The organism is Polaribacter sp. BAL334, from assembly GCF_015767435.1.
Classification (GTDB): domain Bacteria; phylum Bacteroidota; class Bacteroidia; order Flavobacteriales; family Flavobacteriaceae; genus Polaribacter.
Map to the genome: position 1 here is coordinate 98,925 of NZ_JADWOV010000245.1, position 18,133 is coordinate 117,057.

The window sequence follows — 18,133 nt, forward strand, 5'->3', positions numbered from 1 at the left end:
GATGAAAAACACACTCATTTTCTTACTTTCTTTGGCATTTTTTGCTTGTGGAAAAAAAGAAATCAAAACAGATACAACTACTGAAAATTCAGCAATCAGCAATCAAATTGTCATTAACAAGCAACAATTTGAAAACGAAAAAATGGCATTAGGAACGTTCATTGAACACGAATTTATTTCATTTGTAAAAGCAAATGGAATGATTGATGTTCCACCAGAAAACAGAGCAATTGTAAGCACTTTTGTAGGTGGTTATGTTTCTAAAATTCCATTATTGATTGGAGATTATGTAAAAAAAGGGCAATTTGTAGCGAGTTTAACAAACACCGAATTTGTTGAAATTCAACAAAATTATTTAGAAATTTCGTCACAATTAAGTTTCTTGAAAAACGAATTTGAGCGACAAAAAACCCTTTATAACGAAAAAATTTCCTCTCAAAAAAACTATCTAAAAGCAGAAAGTGAATACAAAGGTAATTTGGCAATTTACAATGGTTTGCGAAAAAAATTGGAGATGATGCACATCAATCCATCAGAAGTTGAAAAAGGAAATTTCACTTCAAATATCAATATTTATGCGCCCATTGAAGGATTTATCAGCGATGTAAAAGTAAGCAATGGCGCTTTTGTTTCTTCAGCAAGTGAATTGATGGAAATTGTAAATACAAAAGAAATTCACTTAGAATTGAACGTATTTGAAAAAGATATTTTGAATATCAAAAAAGAACAAAAAGTCAAATTCAAAGTGCCAGAAGCCTCTGAAAAATATTTTGATGCGCGTGTTCATTTGATTGGAAATACCATTACAAATGACAGAACTGTGAATGTGCATTGTGATATTGATGAAAAAAATCAAAATTTTATGCCAGGAATGTTTGTGGAAGCAAAAATTATTTTTGAGAACAAAAATGAAATGGCGCTGCCAAATTCAGCCATTATTACTGAAGAACATCAATCGTATATTTTAGTGGTTAAAGAACAAAAAAATGAAGAAATTACGTTTGAAAAAATACTAGTTTCTATCGGTAAAAAAGACGAAGAATTTTCACAAATTATCAATTTTGAAGATTTTAAAGAGAAACAAATCCTTGTAAAAGGTGGATTTATGTTGTAAAAAAAATCATTTAAAAATAGTATTATCTAAACTTTTAGTATGTTTGTTTTTAAATTTAAACCTACATATATAAGATGAAAAAATTGATTTTTGCATTGGCATTGAGTTTTTTAACGCATTGTTTTATGGCACAAGAAAAAGAAGAATTCCCTCAAGACATTGATAAAAAAACAGAATTCAAAATAAATGTATTAACACTTATAGCTGGACCTTGGTTAGATGTTTCTTATGAAAGATTAATTGACGAAGAATCATCTTATGGTTTAGCCGTAACTTACAATACAAATACAAATGAAAGTAGCCTAAATTATGCTATAACACCTTATTATAGAAGATATTTTTCAGGGAAATTTGCGAGAGGTTTTTTTATAGAAGGATTTGGTGCATTATTTTCTGCAAATGAAGATGCTTTTTTTTACAATAATGATTTTGAAACTAATTTCGCAATGGGAGTATCTGTTGGAGGAAAATTTGTTTCTAAAAAAGGATTTACTACTGAGTTGTTATTGGGAATTGGAAGAAATTTAGTGAGAAATACCAACTATGAAGGATTTCCAAGAATAGGAATTTCAGTTGGATATCGATTTTAGTAAGAATCTATTTTAGTACATTTGTCATATAATTTAAAAAACATGAAAAAAATATTTTTAGCAATTACAATCTTAATAAGTTCATACGGATTTTCACAACAAGAAATCAAATTAGACATTGCTGACGCATTGATTATTAGAAGTTTAGAGTTTTCTTATGAAAAATATTTGACAGAAGAATCTTCTATTGGTGTTTCTGCATTATTTAATCTAACAAAACAAGACGTTGGTTTTCGATATAATGAAAACACTATGATTACACCTTATTATCGTCACTATTTCACTACAAATGCACAATGGAATTTCTTTGGAGAGGGTTTTTTAGGAATCAATTCAGGAAAGAAAGAAAGCATTAAAAATTCTGGAGATTATGATATAAAATATACTGATGGTGCTCTAGGAGTTGCTATTGGTATGAAATATATTGCAAAAGGCGGTTTGGTGATTGATGTATATGGTGGACTTGGAAGAAACTTATTTGGTTCAGATTCTCCAGTAATTGTCCCAAGAATTGGATTGAACGTTGGTTGGAGATTTTAGATGTCCTTAGGTAAAAATATAAAAAAGTCAAAAACGATGTTTTTGACTTTTTTTTTATTAATTTTATTGGGAATTTAAATTACATTATTATGAAAAAAAACATGGGCTCAACAGACAAAATCATTCGTATTTTGATTGCGATTGTGATTGCAGTATTATTTTTTACTGGAACAATTTCTGGGACTTTAGGAATGATATTACTCGTTTTTGGCGGAGTTTTTCTAGCAACAAGCTTTATCAGTTTTTGTCCATTATATCTTCCTTTTGGAATTTCAACTTGCAAAATGAAGCAAAAATAACTCATAAAAAAAGCATCTTTTTCAAGATGCTTTTTTTATAAATCTATTGAGTTTACATTTTCTGCAACCACGTTTTAACATCAACTTCTGCTTTGATAATTGCTTTCAATTCAGAAATTGCTACACGTTTTTGTTCCATTGAATCTCTATGTCTGATGGTTACAGCATTGTCTTGCAACGTTTCATGATCAACTGTGATGCAAAAAGGTGTTCCATTCGCATCTTGTCTTCTATAACGTCTTCCAACGGCATCTTTTTCGTCATAATCAACATTAAATTCCCATTTCAAATCCTCAAAAATTTCACGCGCAATTTCTGGCAATCCATCTTTTTTTATCAATGGCAAAATGGCGGCTTTGAAAGGTGCTAAAACTGCAGGCAATCTTAAAACGGTTCTTGTTGTTCCATTTTCCAAGGTTTCTTCTTGCAAAGAATTGGAGAAAACAGCCAAAAACATTCTGTCCAATCCAACAGAAGTTTCAACCACATAAGGCACATAACTTTTGTTTTCCTCAGGATCAAAATATTGTAATTTTTTTCCTGAATATTGTTCATGTGCTTTTAAATCGAAATCTGTTCTTGAGTGAATTCCTTCTAATTCTTTAAAGCCGAAAGGAAATTTGAATTCAATATCTGCAGCTGCATCCGCATAATGAGCTAATTTTTCATGATCGTGAAAACGGTAATTTTCTGCGCCCATTCCTAAACTCAAATGCCATTTTAAGCGAGTTTGTTTCCATTGTTCATACCACTCTTTTTGTGTTCCTGGCTTGATAAAAAACTGCATTTCCATTTGTTCAAACTCACGCATTCTGAAAATAAATTGTCTTGCAACAATCTCATTTCTAAAGGCTTTTCCTGTTTGAGCAATTCCAAAAGGGATTTTCATTCTTCCAGATTTTTGAACATTTAGAAAGTTCACGAAAATTCCTTGAGCGGTTTCAGGACGCAAATACACTTGTGTTGAATTTTCTGCAGAAGCTCCAATTTGTGTTCCAAACATCAAATTGAATTGTTTTACTTCTGTCCAATTTTTTGAACCAGTTAAAGGATCTACAATTTCCAATTCTTCAATCAAAGCTTTTACATCTGCTAAATCTTCAGTCGCCAAGGATTTTGACATTCTTGACAAAATAGCATTGATTTTCGCTTGATATTCCACCACTCTTTGATTGGTTGAAAGAAAGGTTTTTTTATCAAAAGCATCTCCAAAACGAGTGGCAGCTTTTTCCACTTCTTTATCGATTTTTGCTTCAATTTTTGCACAAAAATCTTCAATCAAAACATCAGCTCTGTATCTTTTTTTAGAATCTTTATTGTCAATTAATGGATCATTGAACGCATCAACGTGACCAGAAGCTTTCCAAGTTGTTGGATGCATCAAAATTGCAGCGTCAATTCCAACAATGTTTTCGTGCATTTGCACCATTGCTTTCCACCAATAATCTCTGATATTTTTTTTCAGCTCAACACCATTTTGAGCATAATCGTACACCGCACTTAAACCATCGTAAATTTCAGATGATTGGAATACATATCCATATTCTTTTGCGTGCGATAAAACTTTTTTAAAGTGATCTTCTTGTATTGCCATAATGAGCGCAAAGATAAACGTTTGACGGTTTTTTTCAAGAAAAAAATAGCCTAGTTTATTGAGAAACAATATCATTCTTTTAAAAAATCCTCTTTTGTAATTTTTTTAGTATTTTTAAACAAAAAAAATGCAACAAAATGAAAATTCTTACAGACTTATTCCGTCTATTTTATCCTGAAATGTGTTGTGGTTGTGATGAACAATTGATTCAAAACGAACAACTCATTTGCACCAATTGTAGGCATGATTTGCCATTGACATACTTTACAAGCCTGAGTGAAAACGACATTACACAATCATTTTATGGAAGAGTGAATGTAGAAAAAGGCTATTCATTATTATTTTTTAGAAAAGAGGGCATTACACAAAAAATAATTCACGAACTAAAATATCGTGGAAATGAACAAATTGGAACTTTTTTTGGAAATTGGTTGGGCGAAATTCTTCTCGAAAAAAGAGAATTTACGGACATTGATTGTATCATTCCTGTGCCTCTTCATCCTAAAAAATTGCAACAAAGAGGCTATAATCAAGTCACTAAATTTGGAGAAAGTTTAGGAAAACACTTGCAAATTCGGTTTTTAGAAAATGAATTGGTTCGTGTTTCTTCCACAAAAACGCAAACTTTCAAAGCTCGTTTTGAGCGATTTAGTAATGTGGATACCAAATTTTTATTGAAAAATCCTGAAATTTTCAATGACAAACATATTTTATTGATTGATGATGTCATCACTACAGGAGCCACATTGGAAGCCTGTGCGAATGAGTTTCAAAAATCTGAAAATTGCAAAATTAGCATGGTAACCATGGCTTGTTCTAATTTGATTCAGTAATATTTTCAAAAAATTGATGAAGAATTCCTGTTTTTACATTTAAAATTCCTAGAATAAATCGTTAATTTGTGACAAAATTCAGTTTTTGTGAAAATAGTTTACAGAGTCATTTTACTTTTTATGAGTGTCGCTTTTATAGCAAATTGCGCCAGAACAGGAAGACCTGAAGGTGGTCCAAAAGACGAAAATGCACCTTTATTTGTAAATTCAATTCCACCTTATAACACCGTAAAATTTGATAAAAAAGTTGTCAAAATCAATTTTGATGAATTTGTTACGTTGAAAGATTTGAACAAGCAATTGGTGATTTCTCCACCTATGAAAAATCCACCTTTAATTTCGCCTCAAGGTTCGCCTAGCAAAGAAATTAAAATTCAGATTTTAGATACATTGAAAGAAAATACCACCTACATTTTCAACTTTGGAAACGCAGTTCAAGACAACAACGAATCCAATGTTTTGGAAAATTTTAAATACGTTTTTTCCACAGGAACTTATATTGATTCTTTAGAAACAAAAGGAACCATCAATGATGCTATTTTACAAGAAATCCCAAGAAGCGTAAATGTATTATTGTATAGAATTGATACGGCTTACAAGGATTCTATCATCTATAAAAAGAAACCAAATTACATCACAAATACCTTGGATACAACCAATTTTAAATTCACCAATTTGAAAGAAGGAAAGTATTTTGTAGTGGCTTTGAAAGAAGAAGTGAGTGATTATTTATTCAATCCGAAAACCGATAAAATTGGATTTTTGACAGATACCATTCAACTACCAAAAGATAGTATTTTGGTAAAACCCATCACACTTTTTAAAGAAATTCAACCTTATAAATTTGTCAGAGGAAGAGAGGTTTCTAAAGGAAAATTGCAGTTTGCTTTTGAAGGAAAACAAAAAGACATGAAAATTCAAGTGACTTCAAAAGTTCCTGAAAACTTTAAAAGTGTTTCCAAATTCGAGAAAAACAAAGATTCATTGAATTATTGGTTTACGCCTTTTGAAGCGGATTCTTTAAACTTTATAGTGACCAATGATTTCTTTTCAGATACTTTGACGGTAAAATTGCGGAAAGAAAAAATGGATTCTTTATCCATTGATATTTCTCCAAAAAACGTGTTGAATTTTAGAGACACTGTTTTTGTAAGTAGCAATCATCCAATTATGAAGATTGATACCACTAAAATAAATTTGGTTGATAAAGATACGTTAGCGGTCAATTTCACCACCCTCTTTTCTGAAAAAGAAAATAAAATTGCACTTATTTTTGACAAAAAACCTTCTGAAAAATACACTTTAACAGCATTTCCCTCTGCATTTCAAGATATTTATGCTTTTAAAAATGACACTATTTCTGTAAAATTTGGAACAAAGAAAGTAGATGATTATGGTAAAATTACCCTGAATGTCAATAATTTCAACAATGAAAATTTGATTGTAGAATTGCTTTCGGGAAACAAACAAGACATTCTTGTAGAGCGCCAACTCATAAACTCGTCAACAAAAGTTATTTTTGATTTGTTAGAGCCCAAAAAATACACCATCAAAGTCATTATTGATAGCAACAAAAACAATGAATGGGACACAGGAAATTTCTTAAAAAAACAATTTCCTGAGCGAATTCTTTATCACAAAGAGCTCACAAATTTTGAATTGAGGGCCAATTTCTTTTTAGAAGAAACTTTTGATGTTGAGTAAATACTATTTTTGTAATAAGAATTAAGTAAACTTTTTAATTAGTTTTCCAACGGTCAATCCTTGAACTAAAATGGAAAATACAACAACAATATAAGTAATTACTAAAAACAAATCACGATACATATCTTGAGTTAAACTCAAAGCCAATGCAATGGAAATTCCTCCACGCAAACCTCCCCAAGTCATGATTAAATTTGTTTTTGGTACAAAACCTAGTTTTTTAGCGTATAATTTTATGGGTAATAAAAGTGATAAATAACGTGCAATCAACAAAAAAGGAATCACAATAAATCCTGCTAAAACGTAGGTGGTTTCTAGCGTTAACACTAAAATTTCCATTCCAATTAGTACAAATAAAATGGTGTTTAGCAACACATCAATCAACTCCCAAAATTTATCTACATATTGTTGTGTTATTTTACTCATTGAATTTTTCTTTAAGGAATCTTCTCCAATCAATAATCCTGCTGTAACCATTGCTAAAGGAGCAGAAACGTGCAATTTTTGAGCAAGTAATGAACCACCCATAACAACTGCCAATGTGATGATCACTTCTGTATCATAATCGTCTATTGATTTCATTAATCGATAACTTATCCAACCAATCAGCAATCCCAAAGCAAGTCCACCAACAACTTCTATCAAAAATAATTGAGTAATATCGGCAATAGAAACTGCTGTTGCACCTTTTGCAATTTGATAGATTGTTAAAAAAATAACGACTCCAACTCCATCATTGAATAAAGATTCTCCCACAATTTTGATTTCTAAATTTTTTGGAGCACCCACTTTTTTCATAATTCCTAAGACTGCAATAGGATCTGTTGGAGAAATTAAAGCACCAAATAACAAGCAATAAATGAAATCAACAGGGAAATCAATCAGTTGTAAAAGATAATAAACAAAAATTCCTGAAAGAAATGTTGAGATAAGAATTCCCAATGTTGCAAAGGCAATCACAGGTTTTCTTTGCGCTTTCAATTCAGCAAAATTGGTATGCAAAGCACCTGCAAAAAGCAGAAAACTTAGCATTATATCCAATAAAACTGTCTTAAAATCAATACTCGAAATAAATTCTTTTTCTTGTTGCAAAAGTGTATCATCAAAAAAACTAATGATTACTACTGATAAGGTAAAAAGAATTGTTATCAGCATCAATCCAATAGCACTTGGTAATTTTATAAATCGTTGATTGATATATCCAAAAATGGAAGATAGCACAATCAACACTGTTGCAATTGAAAAAATATCCATGGTTTATACTAATTTTTTAATCGCTCTAATAATGCCATAATGAATGCCTTCGTGAAAATTATTGAAGGCAATTGCTTCTTCAATAGAATGAATCACAAAGCCTGTACTTGTGGGATATTCTGAATAATTTTCGAAAATACCTGCTTCATAATCTTCTTGTAATGTATCTGGCAAACCTGCAAAAAGTTCTTTTACTTCCTCAAATTCCTCTTCTGTAAAAGTAACTGTTGGCGAAGTTCCTTTTTTATGAGTTTCAATCAAATCATCAGGACATAAACAGTTCAAATCTGATAATTTATAGTGTAATAATTGCTGCGTAACCAATACATGAGCCACATTCCAAGCAATATGATTCTTAAATCCTTTTGGAATTGTGTGCAATTGTGCTAACGATAATCCTTCTAATTCATTTAAAACAAGTTCTCTCGATTTTCGTAAAATATCAAAGTGTGTTTTCATTTTTAATTGTAATTTTGAAGTGTAAATATACTCCATAAATATGAAGAAAGTTTATTTTTTACAAACTTGTGACACTTGTCGTCGAATTTTAAAAGAGGTAAATCTAGAAGGTTTTGAGCTGCAAGAAGTGAAAGCAAAACCCATAAATGTAGCTCAATTAGAGGAATTGTATGCACATACAAAAAGCTATGAGGCGTTGTTTAACAGACGTGCAAAGTTGTATAAAGAGATGGATTTAAAGAATCAAAACTTATCTGAAAAAGACTACAGACAATTTATTTTGGATGATTATACGTTTCTAAAACGACCTGTTTTTATGGTTGACAATGAGATTTTTGTAGGAAATAGTAAAAATGTGATTGATGATTTGAAGGAGAAAATTGGCTAAAAATCAATTTGATTGATACATCTTCATCAATTCATTGGCTTCTTTTTCAGCACTCCAATTTTTGAGAATTTCAATTCTTGCTTCTTTTCCCAAAAATGGAATTTCTTTAGAAATTAATCTTTGTAAAATTATAGCAAGTTCGTCTGATTTTCCAGCTTCAAATAAGTAACCATTTTTTTCGTGAGAAATTAAATCATCATGAACTCCCACATTTTTTGTAGCGATTACAGTACATTCGCATGACATTGCTTCAGCTGTTACCAATGAAAATCCCTCTGAAAAACTAGGCACAACTGCTATTTTTGCAGCTTGATAATACCCAATAATTTCACGAGTTTCATCAATAAAATAGACTTGATTTTCAATACTGTGTTTTTGAGAAATGGCTTTTAATTCTGTCAAAAATTCAGGTTTATCAACTTTTCCAACAATCACTAAAGCCCAATCTTGATGGTTTTTTACTATGCTTGCAGCTTCCAATAAAATGAGTTGTCCTTTTGCTTTTCTAACTCTTCCTGCACATAAAATAATGTTTTTTTGCGCAATTTCAGAAATTGATTTTGAATGATTTGGCACAAATTCTTCCACATTTACACCATGAAAAACAAGGTCATTTTTTATTCCCAAATCTTGACTCATACTTGGAATTAAAGTGATGACTTTATCCGCTTTTTTTAATAAAAAAGAGGTCATTTTTGATGGTTTTGTGGCTGAATGACGCGTTGCAATCAATCTAAATTTTGCCCCCAAAAATCGAAAAAATAACATTCTGATGATTTCATTATTTCGGTGACAATGCACCACAATTTTTCTGTCAGAAAACAGCAGTTTTATGAATTTTGATGTTTTTATGAAATTTCCATCAATCGTATTTCCATACACATAGGTTTCAAAATTCGTTGAAAAAAAAGGCAATACATTTTCAATGCTTCTTGTTACTCCTGTTTTTCGGTGATGAAAATGTATATGGATTAAAATTGGTTTCAAAAATCAGTTTTTTAAGCAAATTTACGAGCAATAATCTCTAAAAAACGAATTTCCAACGCTTCCTGTTCTTTCCAATTGTAATCTGGTTTGACTACTTTTTCAATGAATTTTTTAGCTTCTTTTTCAGTTTCATACGAATTGAGTTGAGAAATTACTCTGTTAAAATCCTCTTGTTCGCCATTGAAAAGGTGTTTTACAAATGCAATTCTATCATTCAAACCAATTTGAATGCTGTTTACCAAACGATCATTCAAAGATTTTGGTGGCACATTTTCAAACAAATCAGCCATGATATCTACTGAAATAGTGTCTTGCAATTCGTCTTCTAAAGTTGAAATTTTACGCTCATCCATCAAAATTTTATCACTTTCAACTTCAGTTTCAGTTGTTTTTTCGGAGAAAATCATTTCCTCCAATTCATCAAAAGGTTGCTCAATAATTGGTTCAGAATGTGTGATTTCAGTTTCTTCCACTGTTGAAATTATTGAAATTTCTTCGATTGTTTCTATCACTGGTGTTTCTTCAATTGGAACAATTTCTTGATTTTCAGGCATTTTTTCGGCAACGAAATTGGACTCTTTCAACTCAAAAGCCTCTTCAAAAGTTTGAATTAATTCCTCTTTGGTAGTTTCCAAATTAGGGGTTGTATTTACATATTCCTCTACAAAAGCTAACATAGAAATGCGTTCAAAAACGGCTCTTGATTTTTCTTTCAACGCAAAAATATCATCACGATTTTTCATTTTGAGAATATCGTGCGCCAAACTGATTAAATCTTTTTCTAATTTTTTGTGCATAAGTTGTTTGTTGAAATCCATTTTTCAGTGTAAATATTTATAAATTTGTTGAAATTCAAAGTAAAATAAAATTATAAAACTAGAACGCTTAAAATTACAAAATGTTTCTTGAAAATACCGTAAATCATACAGAACAATTTGGTTGGATAGAAGTCATTTGTGGTTCTATGTTTTCTGGTAAAACAGAAGAATTAATCCGACGTTTAAAACGCGCTCAATTTGCAAAACAGCGTGTTGAAATCTTTAAACCAGCCATAGACACTCGTTATGATGATGATGAAGTGGTTTCGCACAATGACAGCAGAATTCGCTCAACTCCAGTCCCTGTGGCATCAAACATTCGTTTGTTGGCCAACGATGTAGATGTTGTTGGCATTGACGAAGCACAGTTTTTTGATGATGAAATTGTGGCAGTTTGCAATGATTTGGCAAATAGAGGAATTCGTGTGATTGTTGCAGGTTTGGATATGGATTTCAAGGGAAATCCATTTGGACCCATGCCTGCTTTGATGGCAACTGCAGAGTATGTTACGAAAGTTCATGCCGTTTGCACACATACAGGGAATTTGGCGCATTATAGTTTCCGAAAATCGCCCAATGATAAATTGGTAATGCTTGGAGAAACCGAAGAATATGAACCTTTGTCTAGAGCAGCTTACTACAAAGCAATAAAAAATCAACAACAAAATAGCCTAAAAAAAGACAGTTCTTCAGATACTGAAACAAGTGCAACATCTTATGAATAATCACGTAACTGTTCTAGAAATTGACGGAAAAGCACTAGAACACAATCTCCATCATTTTAAGAAAAAACTGAAACCAACAACCAAAATTTTGGCTGTTGTAAAAGCATTTAGTTATGGAAGTGATGATGTATTGGTTGCACAATTTTTACAAGACAAAATTGATTATTTTGCTGTTGCTTATGCACATGAAGGTGTTGCTTTAAGAGAGGCAACTATTCAAAAACCCATTTTGGTTTTACATCCTCAAATTGCAAATTTACAGACGGTTATTGACTATTGTTTGGAACCCAATTTGTATAGCTTTGAGATTTTAAATGCCTTTTTACAAATGGCAAAAGAAAATTCTTTAACAGCATACCCAGTTCATCTAAAGTTCAATACTGGATTGAATAGATTGGGATTTTTACCTTCGGATGTACCAAAAATAATTGATGAATTGAGAGGGAATCAGCATGTCAAAATTCAGTCGTTATTTTCGCATTTGGTGGCTAGTGAAGATTTGAATGAAAGCGTTTTTACACATCGCCAAATAGAAAGTTTTAAAAATATTGTTCAGGAGTTTGACGCTTTTTTAACGTACAAACCCATATTGCATATCTCAAATACCTCTGGAACAATTAATTATCCTGAAGCTCAATTTGATATGGTTCGCATTGGAATTGGATTGTATGGTTTTGGAAATGATGCTATTGAAACATCGCAATTGAAAAATACGCACAATTTGGTTTCTATCATTTCTCAAATTCATGAAATTGAACCTGGAAATTCTGTAGGCTATAACCGAGCATTTATTTCTACAAAAAAAACTCGTTCCGCCACAATTCCTATTGGTCATGCTGACGGAATTTCAAGAGCGCTAGGAAATGCGAAAGGTTTTGTAACTATCAATCATCAAAAAGCACCCATTTTAGGAAATGTTTGTATGGATATGATTATGGTGGACGTTACCAATATTGACTGTAAAGAAGGTGATACAGCAATTATTTTCAATCATCAAAAAACGATTCAAGAATTGGCAGATGCTGCAGGAACCATCACTTACGAGATTTTAACTGGAATTTCTCATCGCGTTAAAAAAGTGCTAAAGGATTGAAAATAATTGTTATTTTAGCGAAATCAACAATTTAAACTAATTAATTATGGGAATGCTTAAAGAATTTAAGGAATTTGCAATGAAGGGAAACCTCATTGACATTGCAGTTGCCTTTGTAATGGGTGCTGCTTTTAACAAAGTAGTGAGTGCTTTTACTGGTGGAATTGTCTCACCATTAGTGGGATTGATTTTTAAAGCGGATTTTAAAGATTTAAAATGGACAATCAAAGAAGGAATGGCTGATGCTTCAGGAACAGTTGTTGGTGAAGTGAGTGTAATGTATGGTGATTTTATTACCAATTTGATTGATTTTGTGATTGTAGCTTTCGTGATGTTTATGATTGTAAAAGGAGTAAATAGTACTAAGAAAAAAGAAGCTCCTGCACCTGCTGCACCAAAAGGACCAAGTCAAGAGGAATTGTTGGCTGAAATTAGAGATTTGTTGGCAAAAAAATAAGATTATTATTTATTGAAATAGCCTAAAATCCTGAGAAAAACTCAGGATTTTTTATTTAAAAAAACGAAAATCCAATTCCAAAAGAAACACTGTCTAGTCTGTTGTTTTCAAAACCAACAATTCCTTTTCTGTGAAAATCGATTCTAACAATAGTATTCCAACGACTTTCTCCAGCAATTTGCCAACCCAAACCAACACCATAATAATTTCCATTGGGATAATTATTAGAAGGACGCCACATTTTTCCATAACTCGTTTCTACAAAAAAGGCATCTCCTTCATTTTCAGTGATGTTAAAGCGCAACGTTCCATAAGTTGGGAAAGCGCTTGTGGCATAATTCCAATGAAAATCAAAACCTGCATTGACACTTAGTGCTACTCTATTAAAAAATTCATAGCCAAAACCTGCTCTAAAAAAAATAGCAGAAGGTTCTAAAAAAGTTTCATCATCGTCATTAAACAATGTATAATTTTCATTAATTCCAAGAGTTAAATTGGCTGAACCTGTAAAAAAAGGTCTTCCTAACTTTCTAGTATTTTCTTGAGAAAATGTCGTAAATGATGCAACAAAAAGGAGTAAGAGTAATTGTTTTTTCATAAAAAAGGTTGATTTTTCAACCGAGAATCAAAAACTATTCCGCAGTTAATTTTTCGATAAAACTTTCTACAGAAAAAGCATTATCCACTGAAAAATCACCAATTTTTGTTCTTCTTAATGCTGTTAAATGCGCTCCAGAATTCAACGCTTTTCCAAAGTCAAAAGCCAATGAACGAATGTAAGTCCCTTTGCTACAAACCACTCTAAAATGAAGGTTTGGTAAGTCAATTTTAGTAATTTCAAAATCGAAAATGGTAATTTCTCTTGATTTAATTTCAGCAGTTTCTCCTTTTCTAGCAATGTCATACAAACGCTTTCCTTCGTGTTTGATGGCCGAAAAAATAGGTGGTTTTTGTTGAATTACTCCTATAAATTGCTTGGTTGTTTCTTCAATTAAATGAGGAGTTATGTGCGAAATTTCGAACGTTTTATCAATGGAAGTTTCCAAATCGTAACTTGGAGTGGTTGCGCCAACTGTAAAAATTCCTGTATATTCTTTGATTTGCGCTTGATAAGAATCAATGTTCTTGGTTTCATTTCCTGTACACAAAATCAATAATCCTGTAGCAAGCGGATCTAAAGTTCCTGCATGACCTACTTTGATTTTTTTTAATTTAAATCGTTGTTTTATATGCCAACGCAATTTATTGACAACTTGAAAAGAAGTCCATTCCAAAGGTTTATCAATCAATAAAACTTGACCATTTTTGAAGCTTTCTTCGGTCATGAAATTCGTTAGAGAGTTAATTTGTAGACGAAAAAATGAATGAATAATAGTAAAATCCCAAAGAAAATTCGATAATATCCAAAGAGTTTAAATCCTTTTTTACTCAAATAATCAATAAATGATTTGATGGCGATTAACGCAACAACAAAAGCAACAATATTTCCAACTATTAAATAATTGATTTGATCAGCAGAAAGTTCAAAACCTGCTTTGTAATAATCGTAACTTTTCTTTAAAGTTGCTCCTAACATTGTAGGAACAGCTAAAAAAAACGAAAATTCAGCCGCTGTTTTTCTGTTGATTTTTTGCGTCATTCCACCTACAATACTTGCACCACTTCTTGATGTTCCTGGAATCATGGCCAAACATTGAAAAAATCCAATTTTTAAGGCTGTTAGATATGAAATTTCAGTATGAGCAGTTGGATTTTCAGCATCAAATTCTTCATTTGCTTTGAACCAATCATCCACTTTCAACAAAATAAATCCACCAATAATTAAGGATATTGCTACCGTAATTGGACTTTCTAACAAATTATCAATGACATCATTCAACAACAATCCTAAAACAACAGCAGGAATAAAGGCAACTGCCAATTTGAAATAGAAATCAATACTTTGAAAAAATCGTTTCCAATACAAAACCACCACTGATAAAATGGCACCTAATTGAATGACAATTGTAAAAAGTTTGGTGAAATCGTCTGTTGCAATTCGCATAAAAGAGGAGGCAATAATCATGTGGCCTGTTGAAGAAACTGGTAAATATTCAGTAATTCCTTCAATTACAGCTAAAATAATGGCTTCAATTAAATTCATTTTTATTTTTTTGGATTGACTAAAATAGCATAAATTTCAATTCCCAAACCAATAATAACCAATGTTGGTGCCAAACGAATGCGTTGCCAATTGTAAATCTCTTCATTAAAAACGTTTGGGTCATCACTACCTCCACCTGCCATAAAAATAAATCCTAGCGCAATGAATATAATGCCAATCATCATAAAAATATAGTTTCTTTTTCCAAAAAGGAATTCTTGTTGGGGAGTTGTTTCGTTTTTCATAAGTATTTTAATAATAAAGTTCGTCTGTTCGTAAATTCAAAAATCGCTGTGTTGCTAAAAATGTACTTATTAAAGTGATGATAAATGCCGTTAAAATTACACCAAGAGATAAAATGGATAAGGTTGCATAATCCTCTAAAATAGCTAAACTTGGGATGAATTTATCCACATAATAGACCACAAAAGCCAATGCAATCAATGCTAAAAAAGCACCAATCAACCCTAATTTTATACTTGTTAAAATAAAAGGTTTTCTGATAAAACTTTTTGTAGCGCCCACCATTTGCATGGTTTTTATGGTAAATCTTTTGGAATAAATAGTCAATCTAATTGCGCTATTGATTAAAATTGTAGCAATAATTGCAAAAAAACTACTCGCCACTAACAACCAAAAACTGATTCTTTTAATATTTTCCGTTAATAAATTAATCAACGGTTTGTCATAAGAAACGTCTGCAACAAAAGCATTTTTTAGGAATTTTTCTTCCAATTCTTGCATTTTTTCCGGAGTTACAAAATCGGCTTTTAGATAAATATCAATACCGTTTTTCAATGGATTCTTGCCTAAAAATTCTAAAAAATCCTCTCCAATTTCTTCACTATATATTTTTGCAGCATCTTCTTTACTTGTATAAATTGCACTATTTGTAAATGGTTCTTCTAAAAGATAGGCTCTAAAAGTAGCTATTTGCTCATCAGAAATTCCATCTTTTAAAAACAAAGTAATAGCCACTTGTTCTTTTACAATATTGGCAACTTTGGTTGATTTTAATAAAATCAATCCCAAAATTCCGACCATAAATAATACTAAAGCAATACTAACTACTACTGAAAAGTAAGAAGACTGTAAACGTCTTTTTTGATACGAATCAAACTTATTTGGCATTGTTTTTTCTAATTATAAACGCTTGCAAGATACAAAAATTTGATGGTAGATTTTTGTCAGATTTTAGCGTAAATTTTAAACTGTTATTGGATTTCTTGACACAATTCAATCAAGACTCCATTCGTTGTTTTTGGATGCAAAAAAACAACTAATTTATTATCTGCTCCTTTTTTGGGTAAGTCATTTAAAACAACAAAACCTTCATTTTTTAATCTTACAATTTCTGCATGAATATCTTGAACCAAAAAAGCAATATGATGAATTCCTTCACCTTTTTTTTCGATAAACTTCGCGATAGGACTATCAGGATGTGTAGCTTCTAATAATTCAATTTTATTGGGACCTGATTTGAAAAAAGATGTTTTCACGCCTTCAGAAGCAACTTCTTCTATTTTATAGTGAGATTCGCCAAAAAGTGATGCAAAAAGTGCATTTGATTTTTCTAAATCTTTGACAGCAATTCCTATATGTTCTATTTTTTCCATGTTGTAAAAATAAAAAAACCAGCAAACAAAATGTGTTTACTGGTTTTAAAATTTATTATTTGTAGGTTTTATTTTCTAACCAAAATTTTAACATTATCCACTTCGTAAGTTCCGTCAATGGTATCAGCGGCATTATCTCCTCCTGTATATTTGAAAGCAATGTGAGCTGTGCCAGAAAATCCACTTAAATCAATAGTTCCGGAATCAACCCAGTTTTGGAAATTTTCACTTCTAGAAACAATTGTTGCTGGTAATTTTTGCCAAGTAGCAGTAGTTACATTTGCAGAATTTCCATCCCAGTTTGTAGATATTAACACCTCTAAAACGCTTTCATCAGCAAAACTATTGGAAGTTTTGAAATTTAAAAACTCTAAATCTTGTGCATTCAAATTAATACCTGGAGAAATCATCCAAGAAATATTACTTGCATCACCAGATCTAAATGCGCCCATTGAGGCTATTTTACTGTTTGGATTTCCTGAATCTGTAGATGTTAAAACTCTCCAATTGAAACGACCTACTTCTGTAAAAGTAATCCAACCATTTCCTCCTAAAGGATTTGTGGAAGTCATTGCTTCAAAATTTTCCTCAAAAATTGGAGTAAAATCGTTTGCATCTAATGGAGTACATCTTGCTCCTGTCATAACTACATCAGTAGTTTTGTTTAATGCTAATACTAAATCGCTACCATTAAATGTTTTTGAAACTACTGCTGAAATGCTTCCACCACCAGCTGGTAAAACACTAAATTTGAATTCAGCAAATGCGCTAGTTTCTAAAATGAAATTGGTGTAGCCAAAACCATCACAACTTTCTAAAAGACGTTGAGTATCAAATTGATCAGCAGCATCCACATACGTTTTTCCTACCAAAGAGCTTGGAAATTGTGCATTTTCAACTTTTACAAAAAGCCCTACATGACTATTGTTAATTTCTGAAAACTTCACTACGATTGGTATCATTTCTTCAGTATTTGCATTTCTAAATACATGTTTATTCGTTTGATTTACCGTCAAAGTCCCTAACCTTCCAGCAGAAAATTCTCCACCACCAATAGCAGTTACTCCATCTCCAGTTCTCACTTCGCCAATATATAAATCTTTTAAACGAATGTACACTTCTCTTCCAATGTTGAATTTGTTGTAAGAATCCACAAACTCTGTAACTATTTTAATAGCTGCTGTTGGGTTTGATGGAGCATCTTGAATGTAAAATTCTTTAAAGAAATTACCTGTTTGATCAGAAGAAGTTACATATCCTTTTACATAAATATCAGAGGTAATTTGTGTTACTTGTCCACTAACCAACAATCCTTTTAAATTGGCTATGGAGATTTCTGTTAATGTTCCTGCTGTAACATCAGCTTGAATTTTAGCAATTGCTGCATTTTCTTCAGTTCCTAAAGCATTCGGAACTTCGAATTTTCCATCTTCTACACACGATGTAAAAGAAATACCAGCTACAAATGCAAGTAATAAAATGATGAATTTAGTTGTTTTCATGTTCAATTATATTATGT

Annotated in this window: 22 protein-coding genes; 10 read left to right on the plus strand and 12 right to left on the minus strand. The window is 31.5% G+C overall.

Annotation, left to right across the window (positions count from 1 at the left end; genetic code table 11):
• Position 1 precedes the first annotated feature (1 nt).
• The 4 genes from IU405_RS03845 (at position 2) to IU405_RS03860 (ending at position 2,543) form a co-directional block, all read left to right on the plus strand.
• Positions 2-1,114, plus strand: a complete 1,113-nt coding sequence (locus tag IU405_RS03845) for an efflux RND transporter periplasmic adaptor subunit (RefSeq protein ID WP_197437285.1) — start codon at positions 2-4, stop codon at positions 1,112-1,114.
• Between the two features lie 74 nt (positions 1,115-1,188).
• Positions 1,189-1,704, plus strand: a complete 516-nt coding sequence (locus IU405_RS03850; RefSeq protein WP_197437286.1) for a DUF3575 domain-containing protein — start codon at positions 1,189-1,191, stop codon at positions 1,702-1,704.
• 42 nt (positions 1,705-1,746) lie between these two features.
• Positions 1,747-2,244 (plus strand): DUF3575 domain-containing protein, encoded by a 498-nt coding sequence (locus IU405_RS03855; protein ID WP_197437287.1) that lies wholly within the window; start codon positions 1,747-1,749, stop codon positions 2,242-2,244.
• Between the two features lie 89 nt (positions 2,245-2,333).
• Complete coding sequence (locus IU405_RS03860; protein WP_197437288.1) at positions 2,334-2,543, plus strand: DUF2892 domain-containing protein; 210 nt, start codon at positions 2,334-2,336, stop codon at positions 2,541-2,543.
• A gap of 52 nt (positions 2,544-2,595) precedes the next feature.
• Here the strand turns inward: IU405_RS03860 and IU405_RS03865 are convergent, their stop codons facing one another.
• Positions 2,596-4,137, minus strand: a complete 1,542-nt coding sequence (locus IU405_RS03865; RefSeq protein ID WP_197437289.1) for a glycine--tRNA ligase — start codon at positions 4,135-4,137, stop codon at positions 2,596-2,598.
• A gap of 137 nt (positions 4,138-4,274) precedes the next feature.
• On the opposite strand from IU405_RS03865, the gene IU405_RS03870 reads away from it, so the two are divergent.
• The gene (locus IU405_RS03870; protein WP_197437290.1) at positions 4,275-4,970 is read left to right on the plus strand and encodes a ComF family protein; all 696 of its coding nucleotides are present in this window, start codon (positions 4,275-4,277) and stop codon (positions 4,968-4,970) included.
• Positions 4,971-5,057: 87 nt separating this feature from the next.
• Positions 5,058-6,674, plus strand: a complete 1,617-nt coding sequence (locus IU405_RS03875; protein WP_317193344.1) for an Ig-like domain-containing protein — start codon at positions 5,058-5,060, stop codon at positions 6,672-6,674.
• A gap of 21 nt (positions 6,675-6,695) precedes the next feature.
• On the opposite strand, the gene IU405_RS03880 is transcribed toward IU405_RS03875, so the two are convergent.
• Both IU405_RS03880 and IU405_RS03885 read right to left on the minus strand, forming a co-directional pair.
• Entirely contained in the window at positions 6,696-7,928 is a 1,233-nt protein-coding gene (locus IU405_RS03880) for a cation:proton antiporter (protein WP_197437291.1), read from the minus strand.
• A gap of 3 nt (positions 7,929-7,931) precedes the next feature.
• Complete coding sequence (locus IU405_RS03885; protein WP_197437292.1) at positions 7,932-8,387, minus strand: DinB family protein; 456 nt, start codon at positions 8,385-8,387, stop codon at positions 7,932-7,934.
• 40 nt (positions 8,388-8,427) lie between these two features.
• Between IU405_RS03885 and IU405_RS03890 the strand changes: the two genes are divergently transcribed.
• On the plus strand, positions 8,428-8,775 hold the full coding sequence (locus IU405_RS03890) for an arsenate reductase family protein (protein WP_197437293.1): 348 nt from the start codon (positions 8,428-8,430) through the stop codon (positions 8,773-8,775).
• 3 nt (positions 8,776-8,778) lie between these two features.
• Here the strand turns inward: IU405_RS03890 and IU405_RS03895 are convergent, their stop codons facing one another.
• Together IU405_RS03895 and IU405_RS03900 are read right to left on the minus strand one after the other, a co-directional pair.
• The gene (locus IU405_RS03895) at positions 8,779-9,762 is read right to left on the minus strand and encodes a glycosyltransferase family 4 protein (RefSeq protein ID WP_197437294.1); all 984 of its coding nucleotides are present in this window, start codon (positions 9,760-9,762) and stop codon (positions 8,779-8,781) included.
• 11 nt (positions 9,763-9,773) lie between these two features.
• On the minus strand, positions 9,774-10,580 hold the full coding sequence (locus IU405_RS03900; RefSeq protein ID WP_231749520.1) for a hypothetical protein: 807 nt from the start codon (positions 10,578-10,580) through the stop codon (positions 9,774-9,776).
• 80 nt (positions 10,581-10,660) lie between these two features.
• On the opposite strand from IU405_RS03900, the gene IU405_RS03905 reads away from it, so the two are divergent.
• From IU405_RS03905 to mscL, 3 genes are read left to right on the plus strand one after another with little or no spacing between them, the layout of a single operon-like run.
• Positions 10,661-11,305 (plus strand): thymidine kinase, encoded by a 645-nt coding sequence (locus IU405_RS03905; RefSeq protein WP_197437295.1) that lies wholly within the window; start codon positions 10,661-10,663, stop codon positions 11,303-11,305.
• Positions 11,298-12,398 (plus strand): alanine racemase, encoded by a 1,101-nt coding sequence (alr, locus tag IU405_RS03910; RefSeq protein WP_197437296.1) that lies wholly within the window; start codon positions 11,298-11,300, stop codon positions 12,396-12,398. Before IU405_RS03905 ends, alr begins: the two co-directional genes overlap by 8 nt.
• A 52-nt stretch (positions 12,399-12,450) precedes the next feature.
• Positions 12,451-12,855: a large-conductance mechanosensitive channel protein MscL gene (gene mscL / locus IU405_RS03915; RefSeq protein ID WP_197437343.1), complete on the plus strand. Its 405-nt coding sequence runs from the start codon at positions 12,451-12,453 to the stop codon at positions 12,853-12,855.
• A gap of 55 nt (positions 12,856-12,910) precedes the next feature.
• Here the strand turns inward: mscL and IU405_RS03920 are convergent, their stop codons facing one another.
• The 7 genes from IU405_RS03920 to IU405_RS03950 all read right to left on the minus strand — a co-directional run bounded on the left by IU405_RS03920 (position 12,911) and on the right by IU405_RS03950 (position 18,116).
• Positions 12,911-13,453, minus strand: a complete 543-nt coding sequence (locus IU405_RS03920; RefSeq protein ID WP_197437297.1) for a hypothetical protein — start codon at positions 13,451-13,453, stop codon at positions 12,911-12,913.
• A 34-nt stretch (positions 13,454-13,487) separates the two neighbouring features.
• On the minus strand, positions 13,488-14,180 hold the full coding sequence (gene truB / locus IU405_RS03925) for a tRNA pseudouridine(55) synthase TruB (RefSeq protein ID WP_197437298.1): 693 nt from the start codon (positions 14,178-14,180) through the stop codon (positions 13,488-13,490).
• A gap of 8 nt (positions 14,181-14,188) precedes the next feature.
• Positions 14,189-14,998: an undecaprenyl-diphosphate phosphatase gene (locus IU405_RS03930; protein WP_197437299.1), complete on the minus strand. Its 810-nt coding sequence runs from the start codon at positions 14,996-14,998 to the stop codon at positions 14,189-14,191.
• A 2-nt stretch (positions 14,999-15,000) separates the two neighbouring features.
• Complete coding sequence (locus IU405_RS03935; RefSeq protein WP_197437300.1) at positions 15,001-15,243, minus strand: DUF3098 domain-containing protein; 243 nt, start codon at positions 15,241-15,243, stop codon at positions 15,001-15,003.
• A 7-nt stretch (positions 15,244-15,250) separates the two neighbouring features.
• Positions 15,251-16,129: a cell division protein FtsX gene (locus IU405_RS03940; protein WP_197437301.1), complete on the minus strand. Its 879-nt coding sequence runs from the start codon at positions 16,127-16,129 to the stop codon at positions 15,251-15,253.
• Between the two features lie 83 nt (positions 16,130-16,212).
• Positions 16,213-16,614 carry a methylmalonyl-CoA epimerase gene (gene mce / locus IU405_RS03945; RefSeq protein WP_197437302.1) on the minus strand — a complete coding sequence of 134 codons (402 nt, stop codon included), beginning with the start codon at positions 16,612-16,614 and terminating at the stop codon, positions 16,213-16,215.
• A gap of 68 nt (positions 16,615-16,682) precedes the next feature.
• Positions 16,683-18,116, minus strand: a complete 1,434-nt coding sequence (locus IU405_RS03950; protein WP_197437303.1) for a DUF5689 domain-containing protein — start codon at positions 18,114-18,116, stop codon at positions 16,683-16,685.
• Positions 18,117-18,133 lie beyond the last annotated feature (17 nt).